At 68.4% G+C, this 24,084-nt stretch carries 26 protein-coding genes and 5 tRNA genes; 14 read left to right on the forward strand and 17 right to left on the reverse strand.

Annotated features, from left to right (window positions below):
* Positions 1-1,098, forward strand: coding sequence for a phosphoribosylformylglycinamidine cyclo-ligase (purM, locus tag AC0NZQ_RS03795; RefSeq protein WP_474528306.1), 1,098 nt, complete (start codon positions 1-3; stop codon positions 1,096-1,098).
* A 142-nt stretch (positions 1,099-1,240) separates the two neighbouring features.
* On the opposite strand, the gene AC0NZQ_RS03800 is transcribed toward purM, so the two are convergent.
* Positions 1,241-1,429, reverse strand: coding sequence for a DUF3073 domain-containing protein (locus tag AC0NZQ_RS03800; protein ID WP_474528308.1), 189 nt, complete (start codon positions 1,427-1,429; stop codon positions 1,241-1,243).
* A gap of 351 nt (positions 1,430-1,780) precedes the next feature.
* On the opposite strand from AC0NZQ_RS03800, the gene AC0NZQ_RS03805 reads away from it, so the two are divergent.
* From AC0NZQ_RS03805 to AC0NZQ_RS03825, 5 genes are all read left to right on the forward strand, one after another.
* Complete coding sequence (locus AC0NZQ_RS03805) at positions 1,781-1,990, forward strand: BldC family transcriptional regulator (RefSeq protein ID WP_474529415.1); 210 nt, start codon at positions 1,781-1,783, stop codon at positions 1,988-1,990.
* 182 nt (positions 1,991-2,172) lie between these two features.
* A complete protein-coding gene (locus tag AC0NZQ_RS03810) occupies positions 2,173-3,762 on the forward strand; it encodes an AMP-binding protein (RefSeq protein WP_474529416.1) in 1,590 nt (529 codons plus the stop codon).
* Between the two features lie 95 nt (positions 3,763-3,857).
* The gene (locus tag AC0NZQ_RS03815) at positions 3,858-4,376 is read left to right on the forward strand and encodes a MarR family winged helix-turn-helix transcriptional regulator (RefSeq protein ID WP_474528309.1); all 519 of its coding nucleotides are present in this window, start codon (positions 3,858-3,860) and stop codon (positions 4,374-4,376) included.
* Entirely contained in the window at positions 4,376-6,136 is a 1,761-nt protein-coding gene (locus AC0NZQ_RS03820) for an MDR family MFS transporter (RefSeq protein ID WP_474528310.1), read from the forward strand. The genes AC0NZQ_RS03815 and AC0NZQ_RS03820 overlap by 1 nt, the downstream gene beginning before the upstream one ends.
* A 127-nt stretch (positions 6,137-6,263) precedes the next feature.
* Positions 6,264-6,674 (forward strand): Crp/Fnr family transcriptional regulator, encoded by a 411-nt coding sequence (locus AC0NZQ_RS03825; protein ID WP_474528311.1) that lies wholly within the window; start codon positions 6,264-6,266, stop codon positions 6,672-6,674.
* A gap of 19 nt (positions 6,675-6,693) precedes the next feature.
* Here the strand turns inward: AC0NZQ_RS03825 and AC0NZQ_RS03830 are convergent, their stop codons facing one another.
* From AC0NZQ_RS03830 to AC0NZQ_RS03885, 12 genes are all read right to left on the reverse strand, one after another.
* The gene (locus AC0NZQ_RS03830; RefSeq protein ID WP_474528312.1) at positions 6,694-7,554 is read right to left on the reverse strand and encodes a carbohydrate ABC transporter permease; all 861 of its coding nucleotides are present in this window, start codon (positions 7,552-7,554) and stop codon (positions 6,694-6,696) included.
* Positions 7,551-8,528 (reverse strand): carbohydrate ABC transporter permease, encoded by a 978-nt coding sequence (locus AC0NZQ_RS03835; RefSeq protein ID WP_474528313.1) that lies wholly within the window; start codon positions 8,526-8,528, stop codon positions 7,551-7,553. Before AC0NZQ_RS03835 ends, AC0NZQ_RS03830 begins: the two co-directional genes overlap by 4 nt.
* Positions 8,529-8,530: 2 nt before the next feature.
* Positions 8,531-9,793, reverse strand: a complete 1,263-nt coding sequence (locus tag AC0NZQ_RS03840; RefSeq protein WP_474528314.1) for an extracellular solute-binding protein — start codon at positions 9,791-9,793, stop codon at positions 8,531-8,533.
* Positions 9,794-9,926: 133 nt separating this feature from the next.
* The gene (locus AC0NZQ_RS03845) at positions 9,927-10,307 is read right to left on the reverse strand and encodes a PH domain-containing protein (RefSeq protein WP_474528315.1); all 381 of its coding nucleotides are present in this window, start codon (positions 10,305-10,307) and stop codon (positions 9,927-9,929) included.
* 70 nt (positions 10,308-10,377) lie between these two features.
* Positions 10,378-11,997 carry a peptide chain release factor 3 gene (locus tag AC0NZQ_RS03850; RefSeq protein WP_474528316.1) on the reverse strand — a complete coding sequence of 540 codons (1,620 nt, stop codon included), beginning with the start codon at positions 11,995-11,997 and terminating at the stop codon, positions 10,378-10,380.
* Between the two features lie 2 nt (positions 11,998-11,999).
* Positions 12,000-12,076 (reverse strand) — tRNA-Phe (locus AC0NZQ_RS03855).
* 13 nt (positions 12,077-12,089) lie between these two features.
* The gene (locus AC0NZQ_RS03860) at positions 12,090-12,752 is read right to left on the reverse strand and encodes a sirohydrochlorin chelatase (RefSeq protein WP_474528317.1); all 663 of its coding nucleotides are present in this window, start codon (positions 12,750-12,752) and stop codon (positions 12,090-12,092) included.
* Between the two features lie 2 nt (positions 12,753-12,754).
* Positions 12,755-12,831 (reverse strand) — tRNA-Asp (locus tag AC0NZQ_RS03865).
* 33 nt (positions 12,832-12,864) lie between these two features.
* Positions 12,865-12,937, reverse strand: a tRNA-Glu gene (locus AC0NZQ_RS03870).
* A gap of 84 nt (positions 12,938-13,021) precedes the next feature.
* Complete coding sequence (locus AC0NZQ_RS03875; RefSeq protein WP_474528318.1) at positions 13,022-13,300, reverse strand: GlsB/YeaQ/YmgE family stress response membrane protein; 279 nt, start codon at positions 13,298-13,300, stop codon at positions 13,022-13,024.
* A gap of 56 nt (positions 13,301-13,356) precedes the next feature.
* Positions 13,357-14,055 carry a class I SAM-dependent methyltransferase gene (locus tag AC0NZQ_RS03880; RefSeq protein ID WP_474528319.1) on the reverse strand — a complete coding sequence of 233 codons (699 nt, stop codon included), beginning with the start codon at positions 14,053-14,055 and terminating at the stop codon, positions 13,357-13,359.
* Between the two features lie 70 nt (positions 14,056-14,125).
* Positions 14,126-15,130 carry a prephenate dehydrogenase/arogenate dehydrogenase family protein gene (locus tag AC0NZQ_RS03885; protein ID WP_474528320.1) on the reverse strand — a complete coding sequence of 335 codons (1,005 nt, stop codon included), beginning with the start codon at positions 15,128-15,130 and terminating at the stop codon, positions 14,126-14,128.
* A 137-nt stretch (positions 15,131-15,267) separates the two neighbouring features.
* Between AC0NZQ_RS03885 and AC0NZQ_RS03890 the strand changes: the two genes are divergently transcribed.
* The 7 genes from AC0NZQ_RS03890 (at position 15,268) to AC0NZQ_RS03920 (ending at position 18,438) form a co-directional block, all read left to right on the forward strand.
* The gene (locus AC0NZQ_RS03890; protein ID WP_474528321.1) at positions 15,268-15,750 is read left to right on the forward strand and encodes a tRNA adenosine deaminase-associated protein; all 483 of its coding nucleotides are present in this window, start codon (positions 15,268-15,270) and stop codon (positions 15,748-15,750) included.
* On the forward strand, positions 15,750-16,235 hold the full coding sequence (locus tag AC0NZQ_RS03895) for a tRNA adenosine deaminase-associated protein (RefSeq protein WP_474528322.1): 486 nt from the start codon (positions 15,750-15,752) through the stop codon (positions 16,233-16,235). Before AC0NZQ_RS03890 ends, AC0NZQ_RS03895 begins: the two co-directional genes overlap by 1 nt.
* Positions 16,232-16,696 carry a nucleoside deaminase gene (locus AC0NZQ_RS03900; RefSeq protein ID WP_474528323.1) on the forward strand — a complete coding sequence of 155 codons (465 nt, stop codon included), beginning with the start codon at positions 16,232-16,234 and terminating at the stop codon, positions 16,694-16,696. The genes AC0NZQ_RS03895 and AC0NZQ_RS03900 overlap by 4 nt, the downstream gene beginning before the upstream one ends.
* A gap of 10 nt (positions 16,697-16,706) precedes the next feature.
* Positions 16,707-16,794, forward strand: a tRNA-Ser gene (locus AC0NZQ_RS03905).
* A 188-nt stretch (positions 16,795-16,982) separates the two neighbouring features.
* Positions 16,983-17,333 (forward strand): hypothetical protein, encoded by a 351-nt coding sequence (locus tag AC0NZQ_RS03910; RefSeq protein WP_474528324.1) that lies wholly within the window; start codon positions 16,983-16,985, stop codon positions 17,331-17,333.
* 108 nt (positions 17,334-17,441) lie between these two features.
* Positions 17,442-17,840, forward strand: a complete 399-nt coding sequence (locus AC0NZQ_RS03915) for a hypothetical protein (protein WP_474528326.1) — start codon at positions 17,442-17,444, stop codon at positions 17,838-17,840.
* Positions 17,827-18,438, forward strand: a complete 612-nt coding sequence (locus AC0NZQ_RS03920) for a tyrosine-type recombinase/integrase (RefSeq protein WP_474528327.1) — start codon at positions 17,827-17,829, stop codon at positions 18,436-18,438. The genes AC0NZQ_RS03915 and AC0NZQ_RS03920 overlap by 14 nt, the downstream gene beginning before the upstream one ends.
* Positions 18,439-18,583: 145 nt before the next feature.
* On the opposite strand, the gene AC0NZQ_RS03925 is transcribed toward AC0NZQ_RS03920, so the two are convergent.
* From AC0NZQ_RS03925 to AC0NZQ_RS03940, 4 genes are all read right to left on the reverse strand, one after another.
* Positions 18,584-19,849: a DNA-methyltransferase gene (locus AC0NZQ_RS03925; RefSeq protein ID WP_474528328.1), complete on the reverse strand. Its 1,266-nt coding sequence runs from the start codon at positions 19,847-19,849 to the stop codon at positions 18,584-18,586.
* Between the two features lie 69 nt (positions 19,850-19,918).
* Positions 19,919-21,148, reverse strand: coding sequence for a ParB N-terminal domain-containing protein (locus tag AC0NZQ_RS03930; RefSeq protein ID WP_474528329.1), 1,230 nt, complete (start codon positions 21,146-21,148; stop codon positions 19,919-19,921).
* A 105-nt stretch (positions 21,149-21,253) separates the two neighbouring features.
* On the reverse strand, positions 21,254-22,300 hold the full coding sequence (locus tag AC0NZQ_RS03935; protein WP_474528330.1) for a hypothetical protein: 1,047 nt from the start codon (positions 22,298-22,300) through the stop codon (positions 21,254-21,256).
* Positions 22,301-22,304: 4 nt separating this feature from the next.
* Positions 22,305-23,456, reverse strand: coding sequence for a ParB N-terminal domain-containing protein (locus AC0NZQ_RS03940; RefSeq protein WP_474528331.1), 1,152 nt, complete (start codon positions 23,454-23,456; stop codon positions 22,305-22,307).
* Between the two features lie 278 nt (positions 23,457-23,734).
* Here AC0NZQ_RS03940 and AC0NZQ_RS03945 point away from each other — a divergent pair.
* A tRNA-OTHER gene (locus tag AC0NZQ_RS03945) sits at positions 23,735-23,806 on the forward strand.
* Positions 23,807-24,084: the final 278 nt, after the last annotated feature.

Here is a 24,084-nt window from a genome sequence, read left to right on the forward strand (position 1 = left end):
ATGACCGACGCCTACGCCGCCGCCGGGGTCGATGTCGCCGCGGGTGACCGCGCCGTCGAGCTGATGAAGGACGCGGTCCGCCGCACCAACCGCCCCGAGACGCTGGGCGGGCTCGGTGGCTTCGCCGGGCTCTTCGCCCTCGACCTCTCCCGGCACCCGCAGCCGATCCTCGCCAGCTCCACTGATGGGGTGGGGACCAAACTGGTCATCGCGCAGGCCCTCGACCGGCACGACACCATCGGCATCGACCTCGTCGCGATGGTGGTGGACGACCTCGTCGTCGTCGGCGCCGAGCCGTTGCTGCTCACCGACTACATCGCCACCGGCAAGGTGGTGCCGGAGAAGATCGCGGCCATCGTCTCGGGCATCGCCGAGGGCTGCGTCCAGGCCGGATGCGCGCTGGTCGGGGGCGAGACGGCCGAGCATCCCGGTGTCATGGACCCCGACGACTACGACATCAGTGGCACCGGGGTCGGTGTGGTCAACGCCGACGCCGTCCTCGGCGCGGAGCGGGTCCGTCCCGGCGACGTGCTCGTCGCCATGGCCTCCAGCGGCGTGCACTCCAACGGCTACTCGCTGGTCCGTCGCGTGCTGCTGGACGACGGCGGCTTCAGCCTCGCCGACACCCCGCCGGCGCTCGGTGGCGCCACGCTGGGGGAGGAGCTGCTGACACCGACGCGCATCTACGCCAAGGACTGCCTCGAGCTGGCCGCGACCTGCCAGGCGCATGCCTTCGCCCACATCACCGGCGGTGGCCTGGCCGGCAACCTGGGCCGGGTGCTGCCGGAAGGGCTCGTCGCCACCGTCGACCGGGCGACCTGGGCGCCGCAGCCGATCTTCGACCTCGTGGCGAGCACCGGTTCGGTGTCACGTGCCGACCTGGAGATCGCCTTCAACCTCGGCGTCGGCATGGTTGCCGTCGTCCCGGCCGAGCGCGCGGAAGACGCCCTCGGCCTCCTCGCCGATCGGGACGTGCCGGCCTGGACCCTCGGCACGGTGCGTTCGGAGCCGGGCGACGTCAGCAGCGCAACGTCGGGACCCGACCGCCGCGTGACCATGGTCAGCGACTACGTCGGTACCGCCGCAAACTGGTCATGACGGTGGCGGCACCCGCCGCAACCGTCTGATTCGTGCCATGAGGCTTACTCAAACTGCTGGCACGAATCAGACGACTACGCACGAGTTCGTCTGAGGACGAGAGGTTTGGACCACTGCGACGTGGTCGCGGTGGCCGGCCCGGTCAGCGACTGGTGCCGGTCCATTGGTCGTAGTCGTCGTCGTCGACGTCCGACTCCTCGACGCTGCGCTCGGTGCCAGGGGAGGAAGTCCCGAGCTCCTGGCGAAGGGCATCAAGATCGGTGAAGTGAGTGCTGTACTTCAACTCACGGGCAACTTTTTGCTGCTTTGCCTTGGCACGGCCTCGCCCCATGGCTAGACCCCCTCGCTCGCGCGCTCATCCGGCACCGGGCCGCAGACGCTTCGTCAGCGGGCATAGCGGGCCTCACCGGGGTGCTTGTCATGTCGTAAACACAGCGTACCTCGCGAACAAGTGGCCTCGCACGCCGGTGAAGAACGCCGCACAGATGGCAGCAACGTGTCCGGAAGTGTCCAGATTGGCGAGGTTTGTTGCCCGGAGATATCGGACAGGCAGTTGCTGCATGGCACAGAGTGGACAGTTGAGCGCTTTGCTATGGCAACCAACCTCACGCCCGGCATACTCGATAACGACTCACGAGGAACAGGACTCCCCGTGACAATCCCCCTGAAGGGCGGCACAACTATGACGACGGTTCGCGTTCGTCCCGAGACCGAGGCTCTGCTCACCCCCTCCGAGGTGGCGACCCTCTTCCGCGTCGACCCGAAGACGGTCACTCGCTGGGCCAAGGCCGGCAAGCTCACCTCCATCCGCACGCTCGGCGGCCACCGCCGCTACCGCGAGTCCGAGGTTCGCTCACTGCTCGACGGCAACACCGCCGCTGTCGAGGCCTGATCGGTCTCCGCCACTGCGGCTTCGACGCCGCACCGGAAGCGCTGCTGCTGCGCTCCGGTGCGGCGTCGCCGTTTAAGCGGACGGCTCTGCCGTTAACAATGTGACGGGCACCACCTAGCGTGGCCAGGGTGACGACGCAACCACCCGGAACCGGACAGTCCTACGCCAGCGGCCCGTCGACGATGCCGTTGCTCGGTCAGACCATCGACGCGAACCTCAAGCAGACCGTCGCGGCCCACGGCCGGCGTGACGCCGTGGTCGACGTCGCCGCCGGGCGCCGATTGAGCTACACCGAGCTCGACGCTGAGGTCGAGGCGGTGGCGCGCGGTCTGCTCGGTCGCGGGGTGGCGCGGGGAGACAGGGTGGGCATCTGGGCCCCCAACTGCCTCGAATGGTTCCTGGTGCAGTTCGCCACCGCCCGCATCGGCGCCATCCTGGTCAACGTCAATCCGGCGTACCGGACGCACGAGCTCGAGTACGTGCTGCGCCAGTCCGGCGTCTCCGTGCTGGTCTCGGCCGTCGCCTTCAAGACCAGCGACTACCGCGCCATGGTCGACGAGGTCCGGGGCGGGCTCGCCGCGCTGCGGGAGGTCGTCTACATCGCCGACCCCAGCTGGCAGCAGTTGCTCGACGCCGGCGCCACCGTCGGGGCGGTGGAGGTGGCCGAGCGCGCCGCGCAGCTGTCCTTCGACGACCCGATCAACATCCAGTACACCTCCGGGACGACCGGCTTCCCGAAGGGCGCGACGCTGTCGCATCACAACATCCTCAACAACGGGTTCTTCGTGGGTGAGGGGATGGGTTACACGTACGAGGACCGCGTCTGCGTGCCCGTGCCCTTCTACCACTGCTTCGGCATGACGATGGGCAATCTCGCCGCCACCTCTCACGGCGCCTGCATCGTCATCCCGGCGCCGGGCTTCGACCCCGCCGCCACGCTGCAGGCGGTGCAGGACGAGCGCTGCACCTCGCTCTACGGCGTCCCCACGATGTTCATCGCCGAGTTGGCGCTGCCCGACTTCGCGACCTACGACCTCAGCAGCCTGCGGACCGGCTGCATGGCCGGCTCACCCTGTCCCGTCGAGGTCATGAAACGGGTGATCGCCGAGATGCACATGGACGAGGTCACCATCGCCTACGGCATGACCGAGACCTCTCCGGTCTCGACCCAGACCCGCAAGGACGACTCGCTGGAGCGGCGTACCGAGACCGTCGGCCGGGTCCACCCGCACGTCGAGGTCATGGTCGTCGACCCCGAGACCGACCTGCCCGTCCCGTACGGCGAGCCGGGCGAGCTCTGCACGCGGGCGTACTCGGTGATGATCGGGTACTGGCAGGAGCCCGAGAAGACAGCCGAGGTGCTGCGGCAGGGGTGGATGCACACCGGCGACCTCGCGACGATGGACGCCGACGGCTACGTCAGGATCGTCGGTCGCATCAAGGACATGGTCATCCGAGGCGGCGAGAACGTCTACCCGCGTGAGATCGAGGAGTTCCTCTACACCCACCCGGACATCGTCGACGCCCAGGTGATCGGGGTGCCCGACGCCAGGTACGGCGAGGAGCTGATGGCGTGGGTCCGGCTGCGCGACGGGGTGGAGACCCTCACGGCCGAGCAGCTCCGGGCGTTCTGCTCGGGCAGGCTCGCCCACTACAAGATCCCGCGGTACGTCCACGTCGTCGACGAGTTCCCGATGACCGTTACCGGCAAGGTGCGCAAGGTCGAGATGCGGGAGCGAGCCCTCCGCCTCCTGGCCGCGGATGATCACTAGCTGAGATCGGGCGAAACCCGGTTGAGGCGGCGGACTCCGGGGGTAGATACTTGACCTCAGCAACTAGTTTCCTGTGTCAAGTAGTGGAGCAGTCGATGACCGATGTCGCCGCCGCACCGGCTGCGGCGCGTTTCGACCAGATCGAGGCGCTCGCCGACAGCCTCGCCGGGCTCAACCGCACCCTCAACCGGGCTCGGGCGCAGTGGCTGGCCAAGGCCGAGCGCGACGTCGAGTGGTCGGCCCACGCCGTGCTGAAGGTGCTGCGGGTCGAGGGTCCGATGCGGGCCGGCGCCGTCGCCGAGGCGCTGCAGTTCGACCCCTCCACCGTCAGCCGGCTCACTGCCGCGCTCGTCCGGGACGGACTCATCGAGCGGCGGGCCGACCCCGAGGACGGCCGCGCCACGGTCCTGGTGCCGACACCGGCCGCCGATGCGGTGCTGGCCGATCACCGCAAGGTCCGTGTCGGCTTCTTCGCCGAGATGCTCCACGACTGGACGTCCGAGGACTTGACCACCTTCGCCGCGATGCTGCATCGCCTCACCGCGGCCTACGACCACGCCACGGCGGTGCGTCCCGACGCCGCCCGCACCGAAGTGAAAGGCACCCACACCTGATGTCCGTCGACACCGTTAAGACCTCCGCGCCACCCGCGGCCGACGGGGGCCTCAGCCACCGCCAGATCATGAGCATCCTCTCCGGACTGATGATCGGCATGTTCCTCGCCGCGCTCGACCAGACCATCGTCACCACCGCGATCCGCACGATCGGTGACGACCTCAACGGCCTCTCGGTGCAGGCGTGGGTCACCACCGCCTTCCTCATCACCTCGACGATCTCCACGCCGCTGTTCGGCAAGCTCTCCGACATCTACGGCCGCAAGCCGTTCTTCATGCTCGCGATCGTGATCTTCGTCGTCGGCTCCGCCCTCTGCGGGCTGGCGCAGTCGATGTACATGCTCGCCGGCTTCCGCGCGCTGCAAGGCATCGGCGCTGGCGGCATCATGCCGCTGGCACTGGCGATCATCGGCGACATCATCCCGCCGAGGGAGCGCGCGAAGTACCAGGGCTACTTCATGGCCGTCTTCGCGACCTCGTCGGTGCTCGGGCCCGTCATCGGCGGCTTCCTCGCCGGTCAGTCCAGCATCCTGGGCTTCTCCGGCTGGCGCTGGATCTTCTACATCAACGTGCCGCTGGGCGCCCTCGCCCTCGTCGTCGTGACGAGGGTGCTGAAGCTGGACCACTCGCGCCGCAACCACCGCATCGACTGGTCCGGTGCCGCCGCGCTCGTCGTCGGGCTGGTGCCGCTGCTGATCATCGCCGAGCAGGGCCGGGAGTGGGGCTTCCTCTCGGTGGGCGCCTTCGTCTGCTACGTCATCGGTGCCCTCGGCATTGCCGCCTTCATCGCCAACGAGGCCAGGGCCGGGGACGACGCGCTGCTGCCGCTGCGCCTCTTCCGCGGTCGCAACTTCGCGGTGGGCTCGACCCAGTCGATGATCATCGGTCTCGGCATGTTCGGTGGCCTGGCCGCGATCCCGCTGTACCTGCAGATCGTCAAGGGCGCCTCGCCGACGGAGTCCGGGCTGCTGCTGCTGCCGCTGGTCGGCGGCATCATGACCGCGTCGCTGGTGGCCGGCCAGATCACCTCGCGAACCGGCAAGTACAAGATCTTCCCGATCATCGGCTCGGCCCTCATGATCGTGGGGCTGCTCCTGCTCACCCGCACCGCGGCCGACACGCCGCTGTGGCAGACCGACATCTACATGGCGATCTTCGGTGCCGGCCTCGGCATGAACATGCAGAGCGTCGTCCTCGCGATGCAGAACGCGGTGGAGCCGCGGGACATGGGTGTCGCGACCTCCAGCGTGACCTTCTTCCGACAGGTCGGCGGCTCGCTCGGTACGGCGATCTTCCTCTCGATCCTCTTCTCGCAGGCGGGGCAGAACATCCCGCGCGAGCTGGCCGAGAGCGGACAGCAGCTGCCGGCCAGTGGCGGTTTCAACCTGAACGACACCAGCGGGCTGAGCAAGCTGCCCGAGGCGGCGAAGCAGCCGATCCTGGTCGGTTTCTCCGACGCCATGGACACCGTCTTCCTCGTCGGCGCGCTGGTGTTGATCATCGCCTTCGTGCTGTCGCTGCTGCTCAAGGAGATCCCGCTGCGCACGATGTCCGGGCAGCAGGCGGCCCGCGCCGCGGCCGAGAACGTCGGCGCCGGACCGGCGTCCACCCCGGCGCTCGACCCTGCCGCCACCGCAGCGGCGGCGGTCTCGCCGGAGTCCGAGGGCGGCCGGCACGAGGCTGACGGGGTGTCGGACGCCGACGGGTACGGCCGGCACGAGCGGGGCCGGCACGAGGCGGACGCCCTCCCGGATCGCTGAGCCCGGACGAGGAGCAGGACGGGCGCGCCCGGCACGGATTCACCGCGCCGGGGGCGCCCGTCCTCACTAGGGTGGGGTGACGTCCGACAGGCGGGCACCGGTGCCCGCCCGAACCGATGGAGACCTCATGGCCGGTGGTGGCGAGAAGCGCGAGCTGGTCTCGACGCTGAGCAAGTACGACACGTTCAGTCAGTGCAGCAAGGACGACATCACCGCGCTGGTCGAGGCGGGCAGCCGCTTCACCCTCCCCGCCGGCTGGCCGCTGGTCCAGGAGGGCATCCCCGCTGACGCCTGTTACGTGATCACCGAGGGCAGCGCGCTCGTCTTCCACCAGCGCGAACAGGTCGCGGAGATCGGCCCCGGCGATCTCGTGGGGGAGATGACGCTGCTCGGCGGTGGTCAGCGGCGAGCCACGGTGACGTCGGCGAGTCGCATCGTCGGGCTCCGCATCGAGAACGAGGCGCTGCGTCCGGTGCTTGCTCGACATCACGCCATCGCCGACGCCTTCAAGGCGGTCTACGAGGCGCACAGCGGCTGACAGCCGCGGGATCGGCCGACTATTTGACCGATCCCGCGGTCAGCCCGCCGACCAAGTGCTTCTCGATGCCGGCGAAGAGCACCACCACCGGCACGATGGCGATGAGCGAACCGGCGAAGAGCAGGTCCCAGTGCTGCTCGTAGCCGGTCACGTAGCTGTTGATGCCGACGGTGAGCGGCTTGCGGTCGTCGTCCTGCATGAGCGTCAGGGCGACGACGTACTCGTTCCACGCCGCGATAAAGGTGAAGACGACCGCGGTCACCAGTCCGGGCTTGATCAGCGGCAGCATGACCCGCCAGAGCGTGCCGAACTGCGAACAGCCGTCGAGCTCTGCGGCCTCCTCCACCTCGCGCGGCACGGCCGAGAAGAAGCCGTGCAGGATCCAGACTGCGAAGGCCAGGTTGAAGGCGGAGTTGGTGAGGATCAGCGCCTGGTACGTATTCACCATGCTGAGCTCGAAGAACTCGCGGTAGATGCCCACGACCAGCGAGGTCGGCGAGAACATCTGCGTCACCAGGACGAGGAAGAGGAACGCCGTCCGACCGGGAAACCGGAAGCGGGCGGTGACGAAGGCGGCCGGGACGGCGGCGACCAGCACCACCACCGTCGACGCCCCGGCGACGAGCAGCGAGGTCTTGAGCCAGTTGCGGAAGCGGTCGTCGCCGAGGACGTCGCCGAACGACGAGAAGCGCCACTCGCGTGGCAGCAGGGTGGTCGGCGAGGCGAGGACGTCCGCACTGGGGCGCAGCGCGTCCAGCAGCATCACCAGATACGGCGAGAGCAGGACGAGTGCCAGCACCGCACCGGCGAGCGGCAGCACGATGCGGCGCCATCGGCGCCAACCCTGTGGCCGATGGTGCAGTGCCGTGGCGGTGGTCATCGGGCCGGCTCCTCCTGCCACTTGACCGTCTTGAGGTAGATGACGACGACCACGAGGATCAGCAGCACGTTGAAGACACCGGTCGCGGCCGACATCCCCACGTTCAGCTCGGCGCTCTTGAAGGCGAGCTTGTACATGAAGGTGATGGTGGTGTCGTGGTCGAAGCCGGGGTTGCGCTCGTTGAGGGTGTAGACCACCGGGAACGAGTTGAAGACGTAGATGATGTTGAGCACCGTGGCCACCAGCAGCGCCGGGCGGAGCAGCGGCAGCGTGACGTGCCGATAGCTCTGCCAGCCCGAGGCGCCGTCGATGCGGGCCGCCTCGTGGACCTCGTCCGGGATGCCGTTGAGCCCGGCGAGGAAGACGTACGCGGTGAAGGGCAGTGAGACGAAGACGCCGACGACGATCATGGACGGCATGCCCCAGCTGTCGTCGCCGAGGAAGTCGATCGGCCGGTCGAGCAGGCCCACGCCGACGAGCACCTTGTTGACCAAGCCGTGGTAGAAGTCCAGCAGCAGGGTGAAGAGCCGCGACGTGATCACCAGCGACGCCGCCCACGGCACGATCAGCGCCCAGCGGACCAGCCTGCGGCCGAAGAACTCCTTGGCAAGGAACTGCGCGAGACCCAACCCGAGGAGGATGGTGATCGAGACCGTGGCCACCACCCAGACGGCGGTGTTGACCAGCACGGTGCCGAGGTCCGGGTGCTCGATGACCTTGCGGTAGTTGTCGACGCCGACCGAACCCGTTTCCAGTCCCGTGATGGAGTAGGACTTGGTGGAGGCCTGGACCAGCGCCACGACGGGATAGATCACCACCGCGCCGATGAGCAGCAGCGCCGGCGACAGCCAGAGCAGCGCCTGCCACCAGGGGGTTCGGCCGCGGGGACGCCGCCGCCGGGCCGGTCCGCGACGCGCCGGGTGGGCGGACGTCGCGACGACCGGGCCGGGTGGCGCCGTCGGTGCTGCCGTCACGATCAGCTCGACTCGGCCGTCTGCTGCAGGTCGTCGAGCACGGCCTTGGGGTTGCCGTCCGAGGCGACGCCCTTGCCGATGTTCTGCTGGACGGCGAGCAGCACCTTGTCCCAGGCGGGGTCCTGCGTCGGGGCGAGCTTGATGTTGGGCAGCGTCTGGATGTAGACGCTCAGCGCCTTGTCGCCGGCGAAGGCTTTCAGCCCGGACTTCGTGACAGGCAGGAAGCCCTCGTTACGGACGAACGTGTTGACCTGGTCGGGCTGGTAGTACAGCTCGTAGAAGTCCTTGACTGCCTGCTGGTTGCCCTTCTTCTTGAAGGCGTTGAGGTAGTCGGTGACGCCGTAGGTCGCGGGGGTTCCGCCGCCGTTGACCGGCATCGGGGCGATGCCGTAGTCGACCTTGCCCTGCTTGTCGAGATCGCCGGAGAGCGGGCTGAAGCCGACGATCATGCCGGCCTTACCGGAGGTGAAGAGTGGGAAGGCGCCGTCGGTGCGGTTGGTGCGGCCGGGGTTGTTCTGGGTCACCTTGTCGGAGACGGCGAGCTTGCGCAGGAAGCTCAGCGTCTCGACGTTCTTCGCGGAGTTGATGGTCCACTTGCCCTGGCCGGACTGCCACTGAGCCCCGTTGTTGAAGGCCCAGATCGAGTACTCGGCCTGGGCTTCCTCCTTGCCCAGCGGCATGGCGTAGCCGATGGTGCCGTTGCCGAGGGCCTGCAGCTTCTTGGCGTCCGCCTCGAACTCCGCCCAGGTCGTCGGCGGGGCGGCGATGCCGGCCTGCTTGAAGAGGGTCTTGTTGTAGAAGAGTGCTCGCGCCGACGAGACGTCCGGGAAGCCGTAGAGCTTGCCGTCGAAGGTGCCGCCGGCGGTGAAGGCGTCGATCAGGTCGGAGCGGACGGCGGCGGGCAGCACCTGGTCGGCGTCGTAGAGCAGCTTGTCCTTGGCGTAGCTGGAGAAGTAGTTGATGTTGAGGATGTCCGGCGGGTTGTTGTTCTGGATCATCGTGCGGCTCTCCTGCGCGATGTCGTTCCAGCTGATCACCTGCACGTCGAGCCTGATGCCGTACTTCTTCTGATAGGTCTTGGCGAAGGCGTCCCAGAAGGGCTTGGTCTTCGACGAGTACTCCGCGGCGACGAGCTTGATCGACGAGACGCTGCCCTTGCCGGTGTCGCTCTGGTTCGCGTCGTCGGCGCCGGTTCCGCCGCCGCACGCGGCGAGGGTCAGCGCGGTCGCCGCGAGCAGGCCCGCGGTCATCCTCCGAAAGGTCATGCGCGGACGGTAGTACAGATCACCCGAATGGACTAGACCAGTACAGAGAACGCGAACCGGACGTCCTGCCCTCGTCGTCGGTTGTGGCGGCAGCCGCTCCGATGTGAGCGGCTGCCGCCACAACCGGGAGGGCTCAGTGCCCGGTGACGTGGGCCGAGAGGATGGCCTGCACCTGGTAGACGTCCACGTGCTTGTTGAACTCGAAGCTCATCGGCTCCGGACCGTGGCCGAGCCAGACGCGCAGCTCGGCGTCGAGGTCGAAGTGGCCCGACGTCTCGACGGCGAAGTGGCTGATGGTCCGGTAGGGGATCGAGTGGTACTCGACCTTGCGGCCGGTGACGCCCTGCTTGTCGATGTTGATCATCCGGCTGTTGGTGAACAGCAGTGCGTCTCGGACGAATTGGAACGCGGCCTGGATCTGTTCGCCCTGCGCCAGCAGCCGGCCGTACTCCTGATTGGCCTGGCCGAGGTCCATCGGGCCGGCGTTGCCGGTGATGCTGCTCATGATGCCCATGCGGGAACTCCGTGAGTTTAGTGTGAGGTGGGGGCGGCAACCCTCCCACGGCACCCACGGCCGCACCAGGTCAGGTGGTCCCGTCTGCGCCGATCTCGGCATCTGCCACCAGCGGTTCGACGGTCAGACCGGGATGATTCTGGACAACCGCGCGCAGCCGCCAGCGGGTGGTGAAGACGGCGATCAGCTCGCCGTCGCCGTCCCGGCGGAGCACCTCGACGCCGGAGAGCCCGGCAAGCTCCGTCGCGCTCTGCGCGTCGGTGCGGCGAGCGATGGTGTACTCGAGGTGGTCGAGGGCAACCGGTGAGTTGAACTCGTGCTCGAGCCGGTGCGCGACGACGTCGAACTGCATCATGCCGACGGCGGCGAGCATCGGGGCGTGGTCGCCGCGCAGGTCCGAGCGCAGCACCTGGATCACGCCCTCCTCGGCGAGCTGCTCCAGACCGCGGCGGAACTGCTTGAACCGCCCGGAGTCCTTCGCCCGCACCACGGCGAAGTGCTCCGGGGCGAAGCTGGGGATGCCAGGGAAGCGCACCGGGTCGGACTCGAAAAGGGTGTCGCCGACCTGCAACGCCGTCGCGTTGACCAGGCCGATGACGTCGCCGGGGTAAGCGGTGTCGACGGTGCGGCGGTCCTGGCCGAAGGCCGAGTGGGCGTACTTCGTCGCGAAGGGCTTCCTGGTGCCGGCGTGGGTCGCGATCATGCCGCGCTCGAAACGTCCCGAGCAGATCCGCATGAAGGCGATCCGGTCCCGGTGCGAGGGGTCCATGTTCGCCTGGACCTTGAAGACGAGCCCCGAGAACGGCGCGTCCACGGCGCGTGGGACGCCGTCTTCGGCCAGCCGCGGCCGAGGCGACGGGGCCAGTTCGACGAGGGTGTCGAGCAGCAGGCGGACGCCGAGATTGCTGAGCGCGGCACCGAAGAGCACCGGTGTGGAGGTCCCGGCGAGATAGGACGGCAGGTCCAGATCGGCACCGATCTCGTCCAGCAGTCCGCTCTCCTCGACGGCAGTCGTCCAGGCCTCGCCCTCGAGCTCGGCGGCGGCCTCGGGAGTCATCCGCTCCTCGTGCGCCGCGGTCGCCCCGCTGGTCGTGCGCTCGTAGCGGATGTACTCGCCGGTGCGCCGGTCGATGACGCCGCGGAAGTCGCCGCCGATGCCGACCGGCCAGGTGAGCGGCGTCGGCCGCAGCCCGATGCGCTGCTCGATCTCGTCCAGCAACTCCAAGGGCTCGCGACCGGGGCGGTCCCACTTGTTGACGAAGGAGATGACCGGGATGCGGCTGTGACGGCAGACGTCGAAGAGCTTCAGGGTCTGCGGCTCGAGGCCCTTGGCAGCGTCGAGCAGCATCACCGCACCGTCGACCGCGGCCAGCACGCGATAGGTGTCCTCGGAGAAGTCGGCGTGGCCGGGGGTGTCGAGCAGGTTGATGACGGCGTCGCCGAACTCGAACTGCATCACCGCCGAGGTCACCGAGATGCCACGGGCGCGCTCCATCTCCATCCAGTCCGAGGTCACGCCGCGACGACCGGCCTTGCCGTGGACGGCGCCGGCCTCGGTGATCACCTCGGCGTGCAGCGCCAGCGCCTCGGTGAGGGTCGACTTCCCGGCGTCGGGGTGGCTGATGACGGCGAAGGTCCGCCGGCGGGCTGCCTGCGTCGCGACGCTCTCGTCGAGGGATCTGCCGTCCATGATGGTGGCCAGGGGCGGGGTCGAACCGCCGACCTACCGCTTTTCAGGCGGTCGCTCGTACCAACTGAGCTACCTGGCCGTGCGGGGCAAGACTACCCGACGTCCTCACGTGCCTTGACCGCGTCGTCGTATCGGCGCCAGACGAGCTCGACGAGCGCCGGGTGGACGCCGAGCGGCGGGGCGATCGTCGTCTCGCCGTCGGCGGCCCGGCGCAGCTTGTCCACGAAGTACCCCTCGGCCAACAGGTAGGTCGCGACCGAGAGCGGTCGGGGTAGCGGGGCGAAGCCGGCGGCGAGGTCGTCGGCCATGGTGAGGACGGTGACCTCCCGCTGCGCCCGCTCGCCGAGGCGGGCCGCAACGTCCGCGAGCTCCGCTGCGGCCTCGTCCCGGCTCGACCCGGCACCGACGAGGGCGACGGCGGCGCCGGGCGGCCCCATCCGGTCGAGCAGGGCGTCGACGAGCAGGTCGTCCGGCCCGAGGTGGCGGGCCACCGTGGTCGCCGGAAAGGCTGCGACGGCCTCGGGTATGTCGGACTGCACGTGGTAGCCGGTGGAGAGCAGCAGCGGCACGGCGACGGTGGGGGTGCCGTCGAGGACGTCGGGCAGCCGCGGCTCGACGACATCCAGGAAGCAGAGGTCGACGCGCACGTTGCGGCTGTCGGCGATCGCCGCGACGAGGGCTTCGACAGTGGATCGGCCCGCGACCGAGGCGGTGCCGTGTGCCACCACGAGGAGACGTGGTGGCTGATCGTCCATGGTGGCGACCCTGACGGGACTTGAACCCGCGACCTCCGCCGTGACAGGGCGGCACGCTAACCAACTGCGCTACAGGGCCTTGCTGGTGGTACTTGTTGTGCTGGTCTTGCTGTGCCCCCAACGGGATTCGAACCCGTGCTACCGCCTTGAAAGGGCGGCGTCCTGGGCCTCTAGACGATGAGGGCGTCGAAGCCGCTCATCATGCTAGCCCCGCTGGTGGACGTCACCATCATAGGGGACGGCGCGACCGGCTCTGACCACCGGTGTGCTCAGCGGCGGTAGCGCCCCGAACGCGGCCGGTACAGCAGCCGGAAGACGATCAGCACCAGGACGCTGCCGACGACCGCGCCGATGAAGGTCTGCGACTTGCGCAGGTCGAAGCGGTCGAGGAAGAGCACCGCGTAGAGGCTGCCGCCGGCGTAGGAGCCGATCATGCCGAGCAGCGCGGTGCCCAGGCAGCCGAGCCGCGTCGGGCTGCTGACGAAGAGCCGGGCGATGGCGCCGGCGAGCAGGCCGATGACGAAGAGTCCGACGATGGTCCAGAACATGCGTCGAGTCTGCCCTTCGGTGGTGTGGCTTCGGTGGTGTGGTTTCCGTGGTGTGGCTAGCGGTGCCGGCCGACGATCACCCGGTAGTGCAGCGGGGTCCCGTCGGTGAGGTGGCGGTGCAGAAAGCGCTCGTCGACCAGGAACTCCGCGCTCCCGGCGAAGTCGGTGCGTGCGGCGTCGGCGTGCTGCTCGGGGCAGGTGAAGGCCAGCCAGGAACCCGGCGCGAAGGCCGCCCAGACAGCGGCGAGGGTGGCGGGTGCGATGTGCCCGCCGGTGAGCGCCCCTGCCCCGACGAGGGCGGTGAGACGGTGTCGGGCGACCAGGCCGCCGGGGTCCACGTCGGCGAGCCCGCCCACGACGTACTCGTCATAGGTGCCGGGGCGGTCGCGCGTCACCGCGTCGCGGGCGGCCGCGCTGATGTCCAGACCCACGACGGGGGTGAGCCCTGCCGCGCGGAGCGCCTCGCCGGAGACGCCGTTGCCCGCGCCGACGTCCAGGCAGCGCACGCCGTCGAGCGGCTCACCGGCCGCGGCGACGCAGCGGGCGAGCGCGGCGGCCAGGGTCTGCGGCGACGTGCAGCCGAGACGCTCCTGCACGACATGCTCGTAGAGGCCGGGGACGGCGTAGACGTCGTCGTAGTCGTGGATGCGCAGGGTGCGCCGCTCGCCCTCGCGCACCAGGACGAAGGTCTCCTCCCCCTGCGCCACCGGTGTGCCGGCGTCGATCTCGACCTCGTACTCCGCGGGGTGGCCCATGCGCCCATTGTGGCGTCGGGTGTTCTGCACCCGAATTCGGGAGCAGAACACGGGGCCGAGAAAAGCAGCGTCAGTCGACGGGTCGCATGCCCAACAGTCGGACGCCGTCGTCGTCGCGCAGCACCGCGGTGATCCACCCGCCGGCGCGGCCGTGAGCCACGAGGGACTCCGAGACGGTCGGCACCTCGACGGGTTCGAACCGCCGGTGCTCCCAGTTCGTGCGGGCGGCGTGACCGGCGGTGGCGAGGTCGAGCACGGACCCACCGCCGGCGAGCTCGTCGCGGGCCGAGGTCAGGTGCGCGATGGCGTCGTCCAAGGCGGCGACGAGGGCGGGATTGCCGTCGCACCAGGAGCTGACCAGTCCCGGCCGGGTGCGGGCGACGCGGGAGCCGGACTTGTACGACCCGGCGGCGAGCGAGAGTCCCAGCGGCCCACCGGCGAGGCCGGTGAGGGCCAGCGCCTCGGCCAGCACGTGGGGCAGGCCGATCACCCGGGCGACGGCGGCGTCCTGATCGGCGGCCGCCACCGGGACGGGACGGGCGCCGAGATCGCAGACCAGACCGGCGAGCCGCAGCCACGCCGTGAGCGGGGTGTGGGGTTCGAGCGCGAGGGCCCAGGGCGAGTCGCGGAAGAGGGTGGCGTCCGAGGCGGCCCACCCCGTCTCCTCCACGCCGGCGAGGGGATGCCCGCCGACGAAGGTGGCGTGCGGGGCGTGGCGGGTGACGGCGTCCAGGACGGGCTGCTTCAGCGTCCCGACATCGGTGAGGACGCAGTCGCGGCCGAGGTGGGGCGCGAGGTCCCGTACCGCGTCGGCGACCTGTGGCAGCGGCATGGCGAGGACGACGAGGTCGGCCCCGTGAACAGCAGCGGCGGGGTCGGGGGCCACCGGGAACCCGGCCGCGCTCGCCGCGGCCGTCGCTGCGGGGTCGACGTCGTATCCGACGGTCTCCACCTGCATGTGCCGCAGGGCCTGCAGCAGCGAACCGCCGATGAGGCCGAGCCCGAGGACGGCGACCCGGCGGAAGGGGGGCACGTCCCGGATGACGGTGCCGGCGGCTGAGCTGGACGCGGTCACGGCGCGACGCTATCGCCCGGTGCCGGAGGGTGTGGCGGGCGCCTCGGGCGAGGACTCGCTGAGATCGCTTCCACCGCTGCTGCCGTCGTGCCACGATCGCAGTGCACACGAGCTCCGGGTCGAGGCGGGTGAGACAGGTGACGCAGCGAGGTTTCGGGGTCGCGGCGTTCCGTGACGGCGCCGAGTGGCGGATGGATCCGCTCCCTCCGTCAGTGCTCGACGATCTCAGCGCGTTGGTCTCGGCGCTGCGGGCGCAGCCACCCGAGGGCGGCCCCTTCGTGGTGGCCTGCGTCGAGGACGAGTTCTTCGTCATCGCACGTCAGGACGGCCGACGGATCTCGTTGCTGCTGTCGGACCTCACCGCCGCCGTCGAGTTCCCGCTGGCGGAGCAGGCGATGACGCGGCTGGGGGAGGAGCCGCCGGCCGACGACGAGTTGGACGAGGCCTGGCCCGTCGGCGACCTGGACCTGTTCGACGACCTCGAGCTCGCCGAGGACGAGGTCGAGGATCTGCTGGAGGATCCGGAGCTGCTGCCGGAGGAGATGCTGGAGACGATCATGGACCGCCTGGATCTCGGCGACCTCTACGGTGAGACCTTGGAGCTGGCGGGGGTGCACTGATGTCGTACTTCGCTGCGGTGCTGGCGCGTCGCGACGACATCTGGTCGGCCGAGGAGGTCGATCTCACCGACTGCGAGTCGCTCGAGGATCTCGGCGACGTGCTGCGGGACGTCAAGGGAGAGGTCCGGCTGCTGCTCATCGAGCAGGACGACGAGTACGCCGCCATCGTCAGGCTCGACGACTCCGAGGACGAGCCGCGGGCCTTCCTCACCGACGGTCATGCCGCCGACGAGTTCCCCATGGCCGCCGTGGTGGCCGAAGATCTCCCCGAGATCGGCGGCGACGAGCTGGACGGTGACGAGGACGCGCCGCCCGCCCACGACTCGGCCCCGTTTGGCGATGCCGAGCTCGTCACCGATCTGGGCACGTCGCCGGACGAGCTGCTGGCCCTCTGCGCACACGAGGGCACGCTGCCCGTCGACGTCCTCCTCGCGGTCTGCGAGAAGGCCGGCTGCGGCGAGGCCTTCGACGAGCTGCGAGGGTGATCGCCACCGCGTCCGACCTGGACGCGGTCGGCAGGGCCCTCGAGCTCGCCCGATCGGTCGGGGACGCCGGCGACGTCCCGATCGGGGCGGTGGTCCTGGGCCCGGACGGCGCGCTGCTCGCCGCCGGGGTGAACGAGCGCGAGGCCAATGACGACCCGACCGGCCACGCCGAGGTGGTCGCGCTGCGGCGAGCCGGCGCCGCCCACGGCAGCTGGCAGCTCACCGGCTGCACGCTCGCCGTCACCCTCGAGCCGTGCCCCATGTGCGCAGGGGCGATCGTGCTGTCCCGGGTGTCTCGTGTGGTCTTCGGCGCCTGGGATCCGAAGGCCGGCGCGGCCGGGTCCGTCTGGGACCTGCTGCGCGACCGGAGGCTCAACCACCGACCCGAGGTGATCGGCGGCGTCCGTGCCGACGAGTGCGCCACCCTCCTCGACGACTTCTTCGCCGGACGACGCTGGTAGTGTTCCGCCCGGTGGCGTGTCCGAGCGGCCAAAGGAGCACGCCTCGAAAGCGTGTGTGGGTAACACCACCGTGGGTTCGAATCCCACCGCCACCGCCATACAGGCCCCAGAACACGGGGCCTCTACAGCTTGGCCAGTTAGTTGCCACCCGGGCATCAAGCCGGGGTGGTAGCCATTTGGTAGTCAGCCGAAATCGAACTTGGACGGTTCTGGATGCCCGCCCCGACGGGCCCCGTCGAACGCGTAGCGGCAAACAGGCCTGCCCATCCCGCAGCCCCGTACCCGGATGAGCGTGCCTCGTCTGCGCGCACGCCCGCATCCGCTCGCACCGTCCTCGGCTTCGATGGACGTTCCTGAGCACGCGGTCCTTGGGCTGGTTCGTTATCTGGCCCATCAAGCCGGAGTACGGGTCATGAGCCGGGCCAGTGCTGGCCACGGGTCGGTGTTCCGCAGCGCCGACGGCAAACGGTGGGAGGGCTGCGTCAGCCTCGGCCTCGACCCGGTCAGCGGCAAACGCGTGCGCAAACACTTTCGCGGCCGCACCAAATCGGAGGTACAGCAGAAGGTGGATGAACTCATCAGTCTGGGCAGCGCAGCAACGATGACGCTCGACGCGCGCACCACCTTGTCCCGATGACTCGATGCATGGGTCGAGGAACGCAAGAGCGCCGTCCGACCCAGCACCCTGTCCGCGTACCGCACCGATCTGCTGTACGTCAGCCGGTCAGGGATCGGAGGAGTCGCCTTGAACCGGCTGCACGAGCGCAACCTGGATCGGCTGTTCGACTGGGTCGTGGCCTCCGGCTGCAACCGCGGAACCGTGCAACACCTCAAACGGACATTGAACCCCGCACTGAACACCGCGGTGGCCCACGGCCACCTGCGCCATAACCCACTGCTGCGCGTCGCGGTGCGGGGCGAGCGCGGCCACGTCGCAACGCCCTACGACTTCGAGGAGATCGCACGCCTGCTCCTGGCCGCCCGGAACCGGCGCAACGGAGCCCGCTGGGACCTTGCGCTGCTGGGACCGCGGAGAACTACTAGGGCTGCGGTGGGCCGATGTCGACCTCGACAAGGCAGAACTGAACATCCGCAGCAGTCTGCGGTGGCAGACATGGCAGCACGGGTGTGTGGTCGACGCTGACGGCCGCCCGGTCAGTGGCGAGAGCTGCTGCACCAAACGCTCCCGATGGTGTCCAGGGCGCCACGGCGGCGGGCCCGAGTTCGCCGAGGTCAAGACCACCGCAGGGGTGCGCACCCTCTCACTGCCCGAACCGCTCGTCGCCCGTCTCCACGAGCACCGCGAACGGCAACAACTTGAGCGCGTCGCCGCGGGTTCGGACTGGCAGGACCACGACTGCGTCTTCACGACGTCCACCGGCGCGCCGATCGATCGCACCAGTGACCGCGAGGAATGGCTGGAGCAGGTCGACGCAGCCGGCGTTCGGCGGCTGCGCATCCACGACCTTCGATACACCGCCGCCACCGCACTGCTGCTCTTGGGCGAGGACAGTCGAACCATCATGGCCGTCATGGGTTGGAGCGCACAGTCCCTGGTCGCCCGCTACGCCCGCGTCGTCCCTGAACTACGCCGGCGCGTCGCAGCGAAACAGGCCGCTCTCTACGCGCCGGGACCTCTTCTCGCCGGGCAAACCCAGCCGGTCGCCGCCGTTCACGGGGGTGGCGGCGGCGACCGTCCAGGGTCACCGCATCGTCCGAGCGCCCGCAAGAAACGTCGGTGACGAGCGACGGCGACTCCCACCTCCCACGCTGGGAACAGCGCATCGAAACGGTTCAGCACGTGTGCTCGGTCCCGTGCCTACGCATCTGCCGGGATCAAGCCTCGGTCGCGACTGAGCCGCCGTCCAGGTCTGTCTTAAGGCCGAGTCAGCGGTCGGCTGACTCGTCGTCCAGACGCGGTTGACGTCCACGGCCCATAGCGGCCGTGAGCCGCTTCTCGGCCCCCTCGATGTACTTGGCGCTGATGTCGAAGCCGACGCACTGCCGACCCAGATGAGCGGCGGCCAAGGCTGTGGTTCCCGAGCCGATGAACGGGTCCAGCACGAGGTCACCCTCCCGGCTGGTCAGCGTGATGCATCGACCCGCCAACGCAAGTGGGAACTCCGCGCCATGGCCGTTCTGGCCCGAGGAACTGGCCAGGTGCCAGATGTCGGTCAACTTGGTTCTCGACTCGTACGGCGGGTTCGCGCCGCCGTACCGCGCATCCAGTTCCTGCCAGGCGCTGCGGTCGAAGAAAGGCGTCCGGCTCACGGACAAGTGAAAGATGTACTCGCTCTGCCGCGACACACGGCTCTTCACGGCCTCCGGGGTCGAGGCCAGCTTGCGCCAGGTGATCGAGCTCTTCAGCTTGTACCCGATCCGCGACGCGCGCTCGGCAATACGGGGCGGGATCGAGCTCAGCTCAGCGTCGTCGAGATACATGTGGCCCGCGCTGTGGCGACAAGCGTCATGTTCGGTCCAGCCCTTACGGCTGCCGGCCTTCTCGCTCATCGCGTCGAGCCGTTCACGGGCGTTGATACGGATCGGAGTGCGGGTGTTGTAGGTGTCGCTGATGTTCCACCACACGGATCCGTCGTCGGTGAGCGCTGGTTTCAGCAGATACATGAGTTCGACGGTGTGCCGGATGAACCCCTCAGGGGTCTGCTCGAATCCGTACGGACAGAACTCGTTGTCAGCCCAGCGGATGTTGCGTTGATTGTCGTAGACCCGCATGCCCCAGTAGGGGGAGGAGGTGACGACGCATTGGACCGAGGCAGGGGTGAGAGTCCTCAGCAGATCCCTGGCGTTGCCCACTTCGAGCCGAACATCGCCGATGATCTTGGTGGTTTGTGTCAGAGCGGGGATCTGGGGCGGAGCTTCACCGGCATCTTTCAGCAGGTACCCGGGGATGCGGCTGCGAGGGACGAACGTCTCCTGAAACCCGTCGACCTCGAGCAGGGCGAGGACGTCTCGAAGCTGGATCGTTCTGGGACGCGATCCAGGCCGTTTGAGTGCGCGAGCGATGAAGGCCCGACTCATCCCGACCACGGCGGCCACCAGTTCGGCGTCGAACTCGGTGTCCAGCTCTCGCTTGCTGTACTTCCTACGCGTCAGGTGAGTGATGGGGGACTTCGGAATGATGTCTTTGATCATGACCCTCGGCGCTGCCTCACCGGGTGAGAATACTCAGGCGCCGCAGGCACCCGGCGACATCGTCGACGGTCAGGCCGATGGCACGGAGCCCCCGTCGAGCTCGGTGGGCCGCGCGCCCGAACCTGCGCCAGCGGCCGGCTGCCTCGCGCCGGGCAGGAGCTCGGCGATGAGCCATTCCCGGATGCGGTCCCACTCGGGCTGGGGTTTGCGCTTGTTGGTCCGACGGTCGTCCTGCAACCTCGCGATGCCGTCGACCAGATCCTCGGCACGCGCGAAGAACGCCGAGCGCCCGCTCAACGCCGTACGCGCCTGTTCGAAGGGGACGTAGGGGCCGAGATCGTCGATCTTGTAAGGAGCCAGCCCGGCGGCCTGGATCAGTGAACGCAGCATGACCTTGCCATCGGGATCGACCTGAATCTTGGGATCGTCACCGGGGCGGTACCTGTGCAGTGTTACGTCGAACATCGGCGTGTAGGACTTGCCCGTCGAAAAACGCCATTCCTGTGTGAAGTCCAGGTCGGCGCTCGTCGCGTCCCAGGGCCGTCCGGTCACCGCAGCGACCGCATCGTGCACGCTGGTGACAAGGTCGTCGGTGAGCCGCGCAGCGTTGCTGTTGATCGCGATCAGCACGCGGTTGAGCGGCGTGTCGATCCGGTTCGCCGCTTTGCCCTCCTCCTTGGAGATGTATCGGGCGTACTCGATCTCCAAGCCCAGTTCGGTGGCTGCCTGGCAGCGTGCATGGCCATCGACGATGACGCCGTCGGAGTACTTGACGACGGCGAACTGCCTCAAGAAACCGTGGTCGCGCATCGACTGCACAAGCACGCGGTATGCCCTGGAGTCGGGCTCGGTCGCGATGCTCGGAACGTGCCTGCGTACGTCGAACTTCGACGTACGCAGGCGCTCGTTGTCGCGGTCGAGCCGCTCGCGTGCGAGCTCGAGTCCGGCCGGGTAGGTGCGCAACGGTTGGCCCGCTCCGGGGTAGCGGATCTGCGGCGGTTGATCGGTCACCGTTAGGATTCGGCCGCCCGGGCTCGCTGCGGCCGCGACGATCCCCGCGTCGAGACACACCTGGATCTTGTCCTGGAGATACGTCTTCTCCCCGGCGACATGCAGCTCGCGCGGCACCAACACTCGCAGCCGCGGGATTACACGCGCAAACAGCTCGTCCTCGGTCAGTCCGGCGACGGCGCCCTCGTCGGCCGCCTGCGCGGCATCGTGGAGCACGTCGAAGATGGCCAGCCGGGTCGCGTTGTCCGGCGGCAGTTCGTCAACGGCCTTGGGCTTCGGGACGGACATGATCGTGTCACCTGTTCATCTGGGACGTCGGCGTCGTCTGCAAGGGATGCCAGCGCGGCGGTGTCAGCGCGGCGGTGTCAGCGCGGCGGTGTCAGCGCGGCGGTGTCAGCGCGGCGGTGTCAGGGAAGCGTGGTCGGGTGACCGTTCGGTGTCGGTCATGGCAGGCAGCGGATCGTCGAGGCTCCACTCGGTTCGAGCGCGCGAGAGGGTCTCGTCGATCTGCTGCCGCAGTCGGCTCAGTTTGGCGTACATGTCAGTTTGCTTGTCGGGCGCCACGTCCATGAAATCGGCAACGTCATAGCGCAGCAGACCGCCTAGGTGCATCGCGCATCCGGCGCTACGGCGGCGAGGAGCCTTGAAACCAGCTGCCAGGGCCTTGATCTTCTCGGTTCGGTCCGCACGGGCCTGCGCCACCAGGGCGAGCGCGGCAGATTCCGATGCTGCCGCGTTCGCCCCCGCGACAATGGGGCGCAGTTCGCTCGCGGACAGTCGAGCGTCGTTGGCCAGAGCCGTGGCGTGTTCAAGAACGCTGCTCAGCTTCGCGACCTGCAGTGCTGCACGGACGCTGTCGGAGAGGTTGATCCAGCTTTCCTGACTCAGCCCGCACTGACGCGCCCTCATCTCGAAATGCTTGACAGCCAGCCAGCGCCCCAGCGTGGCCGCCTTTACCCCGGTCATGCGGGCGTAGGCCTTGGCATCGAGGGTTTGACCCTCTTCGGCCGCGCTGGTCACGAAAGCCCGGAGCTCAGACTCGGTCATAGACAGACCGTGGGACTGGTTCAGCTCCACTGACAACGATCGAGCTTGCAGCGCCGAGATGCCCGAACAGACGTAGGCAGCGATCGCGGACCTCTTGTTGCGCTGCGCGGCCATCCACCGGCTGTTGCCGTCAACGATCTCGAACCGCTCGTTGACGACGATCGCAGGGAAGATGGCCCCCGCTTTCATCTGCTCGGTGTATCGCTGGACCGTGAGCTTCGGAGCGCGGTGTTCGGACAACCTGACCTGGTTGCCCTCGACGTCGCGAATCAGATCGATGTTCAGGTTCGGCTCGAACTCCCACAGCACGTGACGTGCGGTCAGCTTGGCCTCGGTCTGGGCCGAGGTTGACGGATGCACGCCCGTGGGTGCAGCGGCGCTGTCGGAAGGCATCGCTCTACCTCGCGTCCACGACGGCCGTGCCCGCCATGTCGGCCGTGTCTGCGGACTGCGTATCGGTGGACGCCGTCTCGATCATCGGCTCTGCGTCAGTCGCATCATTCTCGAGCTCGTCGGCAACAGTTCCGAGATCGGCTTTGTCGCCGGCCGCAGCACCGTCCGGCTGCTCCGGTGGCGGTGTCAGATCCCAGTCCTGCTCGGCACGTGTCACCACCTCGGCGAGCCGATCACGGAGTTCCTTGAGCCGCTGAAACGTGTCGAACTGACGGTCCGGGGCAACATCGAGCAGGTCCTCTGTCTTGAAGCGGATCAGCCCGCCGATGTGCTGAGCTGACCCCTTCGACCTTCGATTGTCGCGCGGCGCGAAACCGGAACCGACGGCGCGGATCTCCTCGATGCGCGCAGCACGCTCGGCGTCGACGATCGCCATCGCGTCGGCCTCCGATGACGCAGCATTCGTCTGCGCGACGAGCTTCTTGACCGCTGCAGCAGGAATTCGGGCCTCGGCTGCCAGCTTCGCCAAGGCGCGGAACACCGCGGCCAGACGCGTCGCCTGCAGGGCGGCACGGGTGCTCGGCGGCAGCGCGCTGATGTGCAGCTCATTGATCCCTTCGCGCTCAGCTCGCGCCTTGAACTGGGCCTCGGCGACCCAACGGGCGATCTTGCTGTCGCGGACGCCGGTCATCCTCGACAGGGTGCGCAGGTCAGCGTGTTCACCCTCCTGGACGGCGGCATCGACGAAGTTGCGGATCTCCTCTTCCTTCATGGCCAAGCCGTTGGACTGGTTCAGCTCCACCGACAGCGACCGGGCCTGCAACGGGGTCAGGTTGTGGCAGATGTAGGCGGGGATGGTCTCCTCGCCGTTCTTCACGGCGGCTGCGAGCCGCGTGTTGCCGTCGATGCGTTCAAGCTGGTCGTTGAGCACGATGGCGGGGAAGGTTGCGCCGTTCTTCATCGCAACCGCGTACTTCGCCACCTGGTCCTTCGGTGCGCGGTTGTGCAGCAGGCGCACCTGATAGCCCTCGGCGTCCCGGATCTCGGCGATGAGCACGTTGGCCTCGAAATCGAAGTCAATCGTGCGGGACTGCAGCATCTGCTCGATCTGCTGCGAGACCGCGGGGTGCGCGGTACGTGAGTTCCGGACAGCCATGCGGCACTTCCTTCGATCGGTGAATGTTGCCGAAACGCTAGCAGATTGTGAGTCCGGCACGCCACCCAGAACTTGACTGACTCGTGTCGCAACGGTCGAGATAGAGCGCGTCGAGGGACAGCTGCCAGTCGCGCAGGTGACCGCCGGCCCGATCGAAGTTCCGCATCTAGTAGACGCTGCGTCGCTGAACCGCTCAAGCTTAGAGGATTGCAAAGACGCGTGCTTTTGGCGCGTTCACTTAGCCGAGACGACATGAGCTGCTAGGGTGACGGTGCGGCTGGGCCGTCGGCTAACTGGCAAGCCACTGGGCCGTCACCCAGACGATGAAGGTTCGAGTCCTTCCCGCCCAGTCGCACCCGGTTCGCTAGACTCGAGCGGACGGCCCAGTGGTTTGCTGTGCAAACCAAACAGCAAGCCCCGCCCTCTGGCGGGGCTTGCTTGCTTTCGTCAGTCCCGACCCGCTCGCCTACAAGTTGACGACGGATGGCGTGCCTGTGTACGCTTACTGTGTAGCTGTAAGGGTCGCAGCGCGTATCTGTTCACGACATACGCGTATGGGACCGATTCGGTACGGGCGCCGCGAACACGGACCACTTCGGCAACGAGGGGTGGTTGCCAGTCGCGTGAA

The organism is Jatrophihabitans sp. sgz311053, from assembly GCF_056135305.1.

Bases quoted from the DNA above. Each gene is read 5' to 3' on its own strand.
- AC0NZQ_RS03825 (WP_474528311.1), top strand. From the start codon at position 6,264: ATGGCCGGTGGTGGCGAGAAGCGCGAGCTGGTCTCGACGCTGAGCAAG.
- AC0NZQ_RS03930 (WP_474528329.1), bottom strand. From the start codon at position 21,148: ATGTCCGTCCCGAAGCCCAAGGCCGTTGACGAACTGCCGCCGGACAAC.
- AC0NZQ_RS03860 (WP_474528317.1), bottom strand. From the start codon at position 12,752: ATGGACGATCAGCCACCACGTCTCCTCGTGGTGGCACACGGCACCGCC.
- AC0NZQ_RS03840 (WP_474528314.1), bottom strand. From the start codon at position 9,793: ATGACCTTTCGGAGGATGACCGCGGGCCTGCTCGCGGCGACCGCGCTG.
- AC0NZQ_RS03805 (WP_474529415.1), top strand. From the start codon at position 1,781: ATGACGACGGTTCGCGTTCGTCCCGAGACCGAGGCTCTGCTCACCCCC.
- AC0NZQ_RS03895 (WP_474528322.1), top strand. From the start codon at position 15,750: ATGTCGTACTTCGCTGCGGTGCTGGCGCGTCGCGACGACATCTGGTCG.
- AC0NZQ_RS03845 (WP_474528315.1), bottom strand. From the start codon at position 10,307: ATGGGCATCATGAGCAGCATCACCGGCAACGCCGGCCCGATGGACCTC.
- AC0NZQ_RS03940 (WP_474528331.1), bottom strand. From the start codon at position 23,456: ATGGCTGTCCGGAACTCACGTACCGCGCACCCCGCGGTCTCGCAGCAG.
- AC0NZQ_RS03850 (WP_474528316.1), bottom strand. From the start codon at position 11,997: ATGGACGGCAGATCCCTCGACGAGAGCGTCGCGACGCAGGCAGCCCGC.
- AC0NZQ_RS03925 (WP_474528328.1), bottom strand. From the start codon at position 19,849: ATGATCAAAGACATCATTCCGAAGTCCCCCATCACTCACCTGACGCGT.
- AC0NZQ_RS03880 (WP_474528319.1), bottom strand. From the start codon at position 14,055: ATGGGCCACCCCGCGGAGTACGAGGTCGAGATCGACGCCGGCACACCG.
- AC0NZQ_RS03820 (WP_474528310.1), top strand. From the start codon at position 4,376: ATGTCCGTCGACACCGTTAAGACCTCCGCGCCACCCGCGGCCGACGGG.
- AC0NZQ_RS03830 (WP_474528312.1), bottom strand. From the start codon at position 7,554: ATGACCACCGCCACGGCACTGCACCATCGGCCACAGGGTTGGCGCCGA.
- AC0NZQ_RS03910 (WP_474528324.1), top strand. From the start codon at position 16,983: ATGAGCGTGCCTCGTCTGCGCGCACGCCCGCATCCGCTCGCACCGTCC.
- AC0NZQ_RS03810 (WP_474529416.1), top strand. From the start codon at position 2,173: ATGCCGTTGCTCGGTCAGACCATCGACGCGAACCTCAAGCAGACCGTC.
- purM (WP_474528306.1), top strand. From the start codon at position 1: ATGACCGACGCCTACGCCGCCGCCGGGGTCGATGTCGCCGCGGGTGAC.
- AC0NZQ_RS03935 (WP_474528330.1), bottom strand. From the start codon at position 22,300: ATGCCTTCCGACAGCGCCGCTGCACCCACGGGCGTGCATCCGTCAACC.
- AC0NZQ_RS03800 (WP_474528308.1), bottom strand. From the start codon at position 1,429: ATGGGGCGAGGCCGTGCCAAGGCAAAGCAGCAAAAAGTTGCCCGTGAG.
- AC0NZQ_RS03875 (WP_474528318.1), bottom strand. From the start codon at position 13,300: ATGTTCTGGACCATCGTCGGACTCTTCGTCATCGGCCTGCTCGCCGGC.
- AC0NZQ_RS03815 (WP_474528309.1), top strand. From the start codon at position 3,858: ATGACCGATGTCGCCGCCGCACCGGCTGCGGCGCGTTTCGACCAGATC.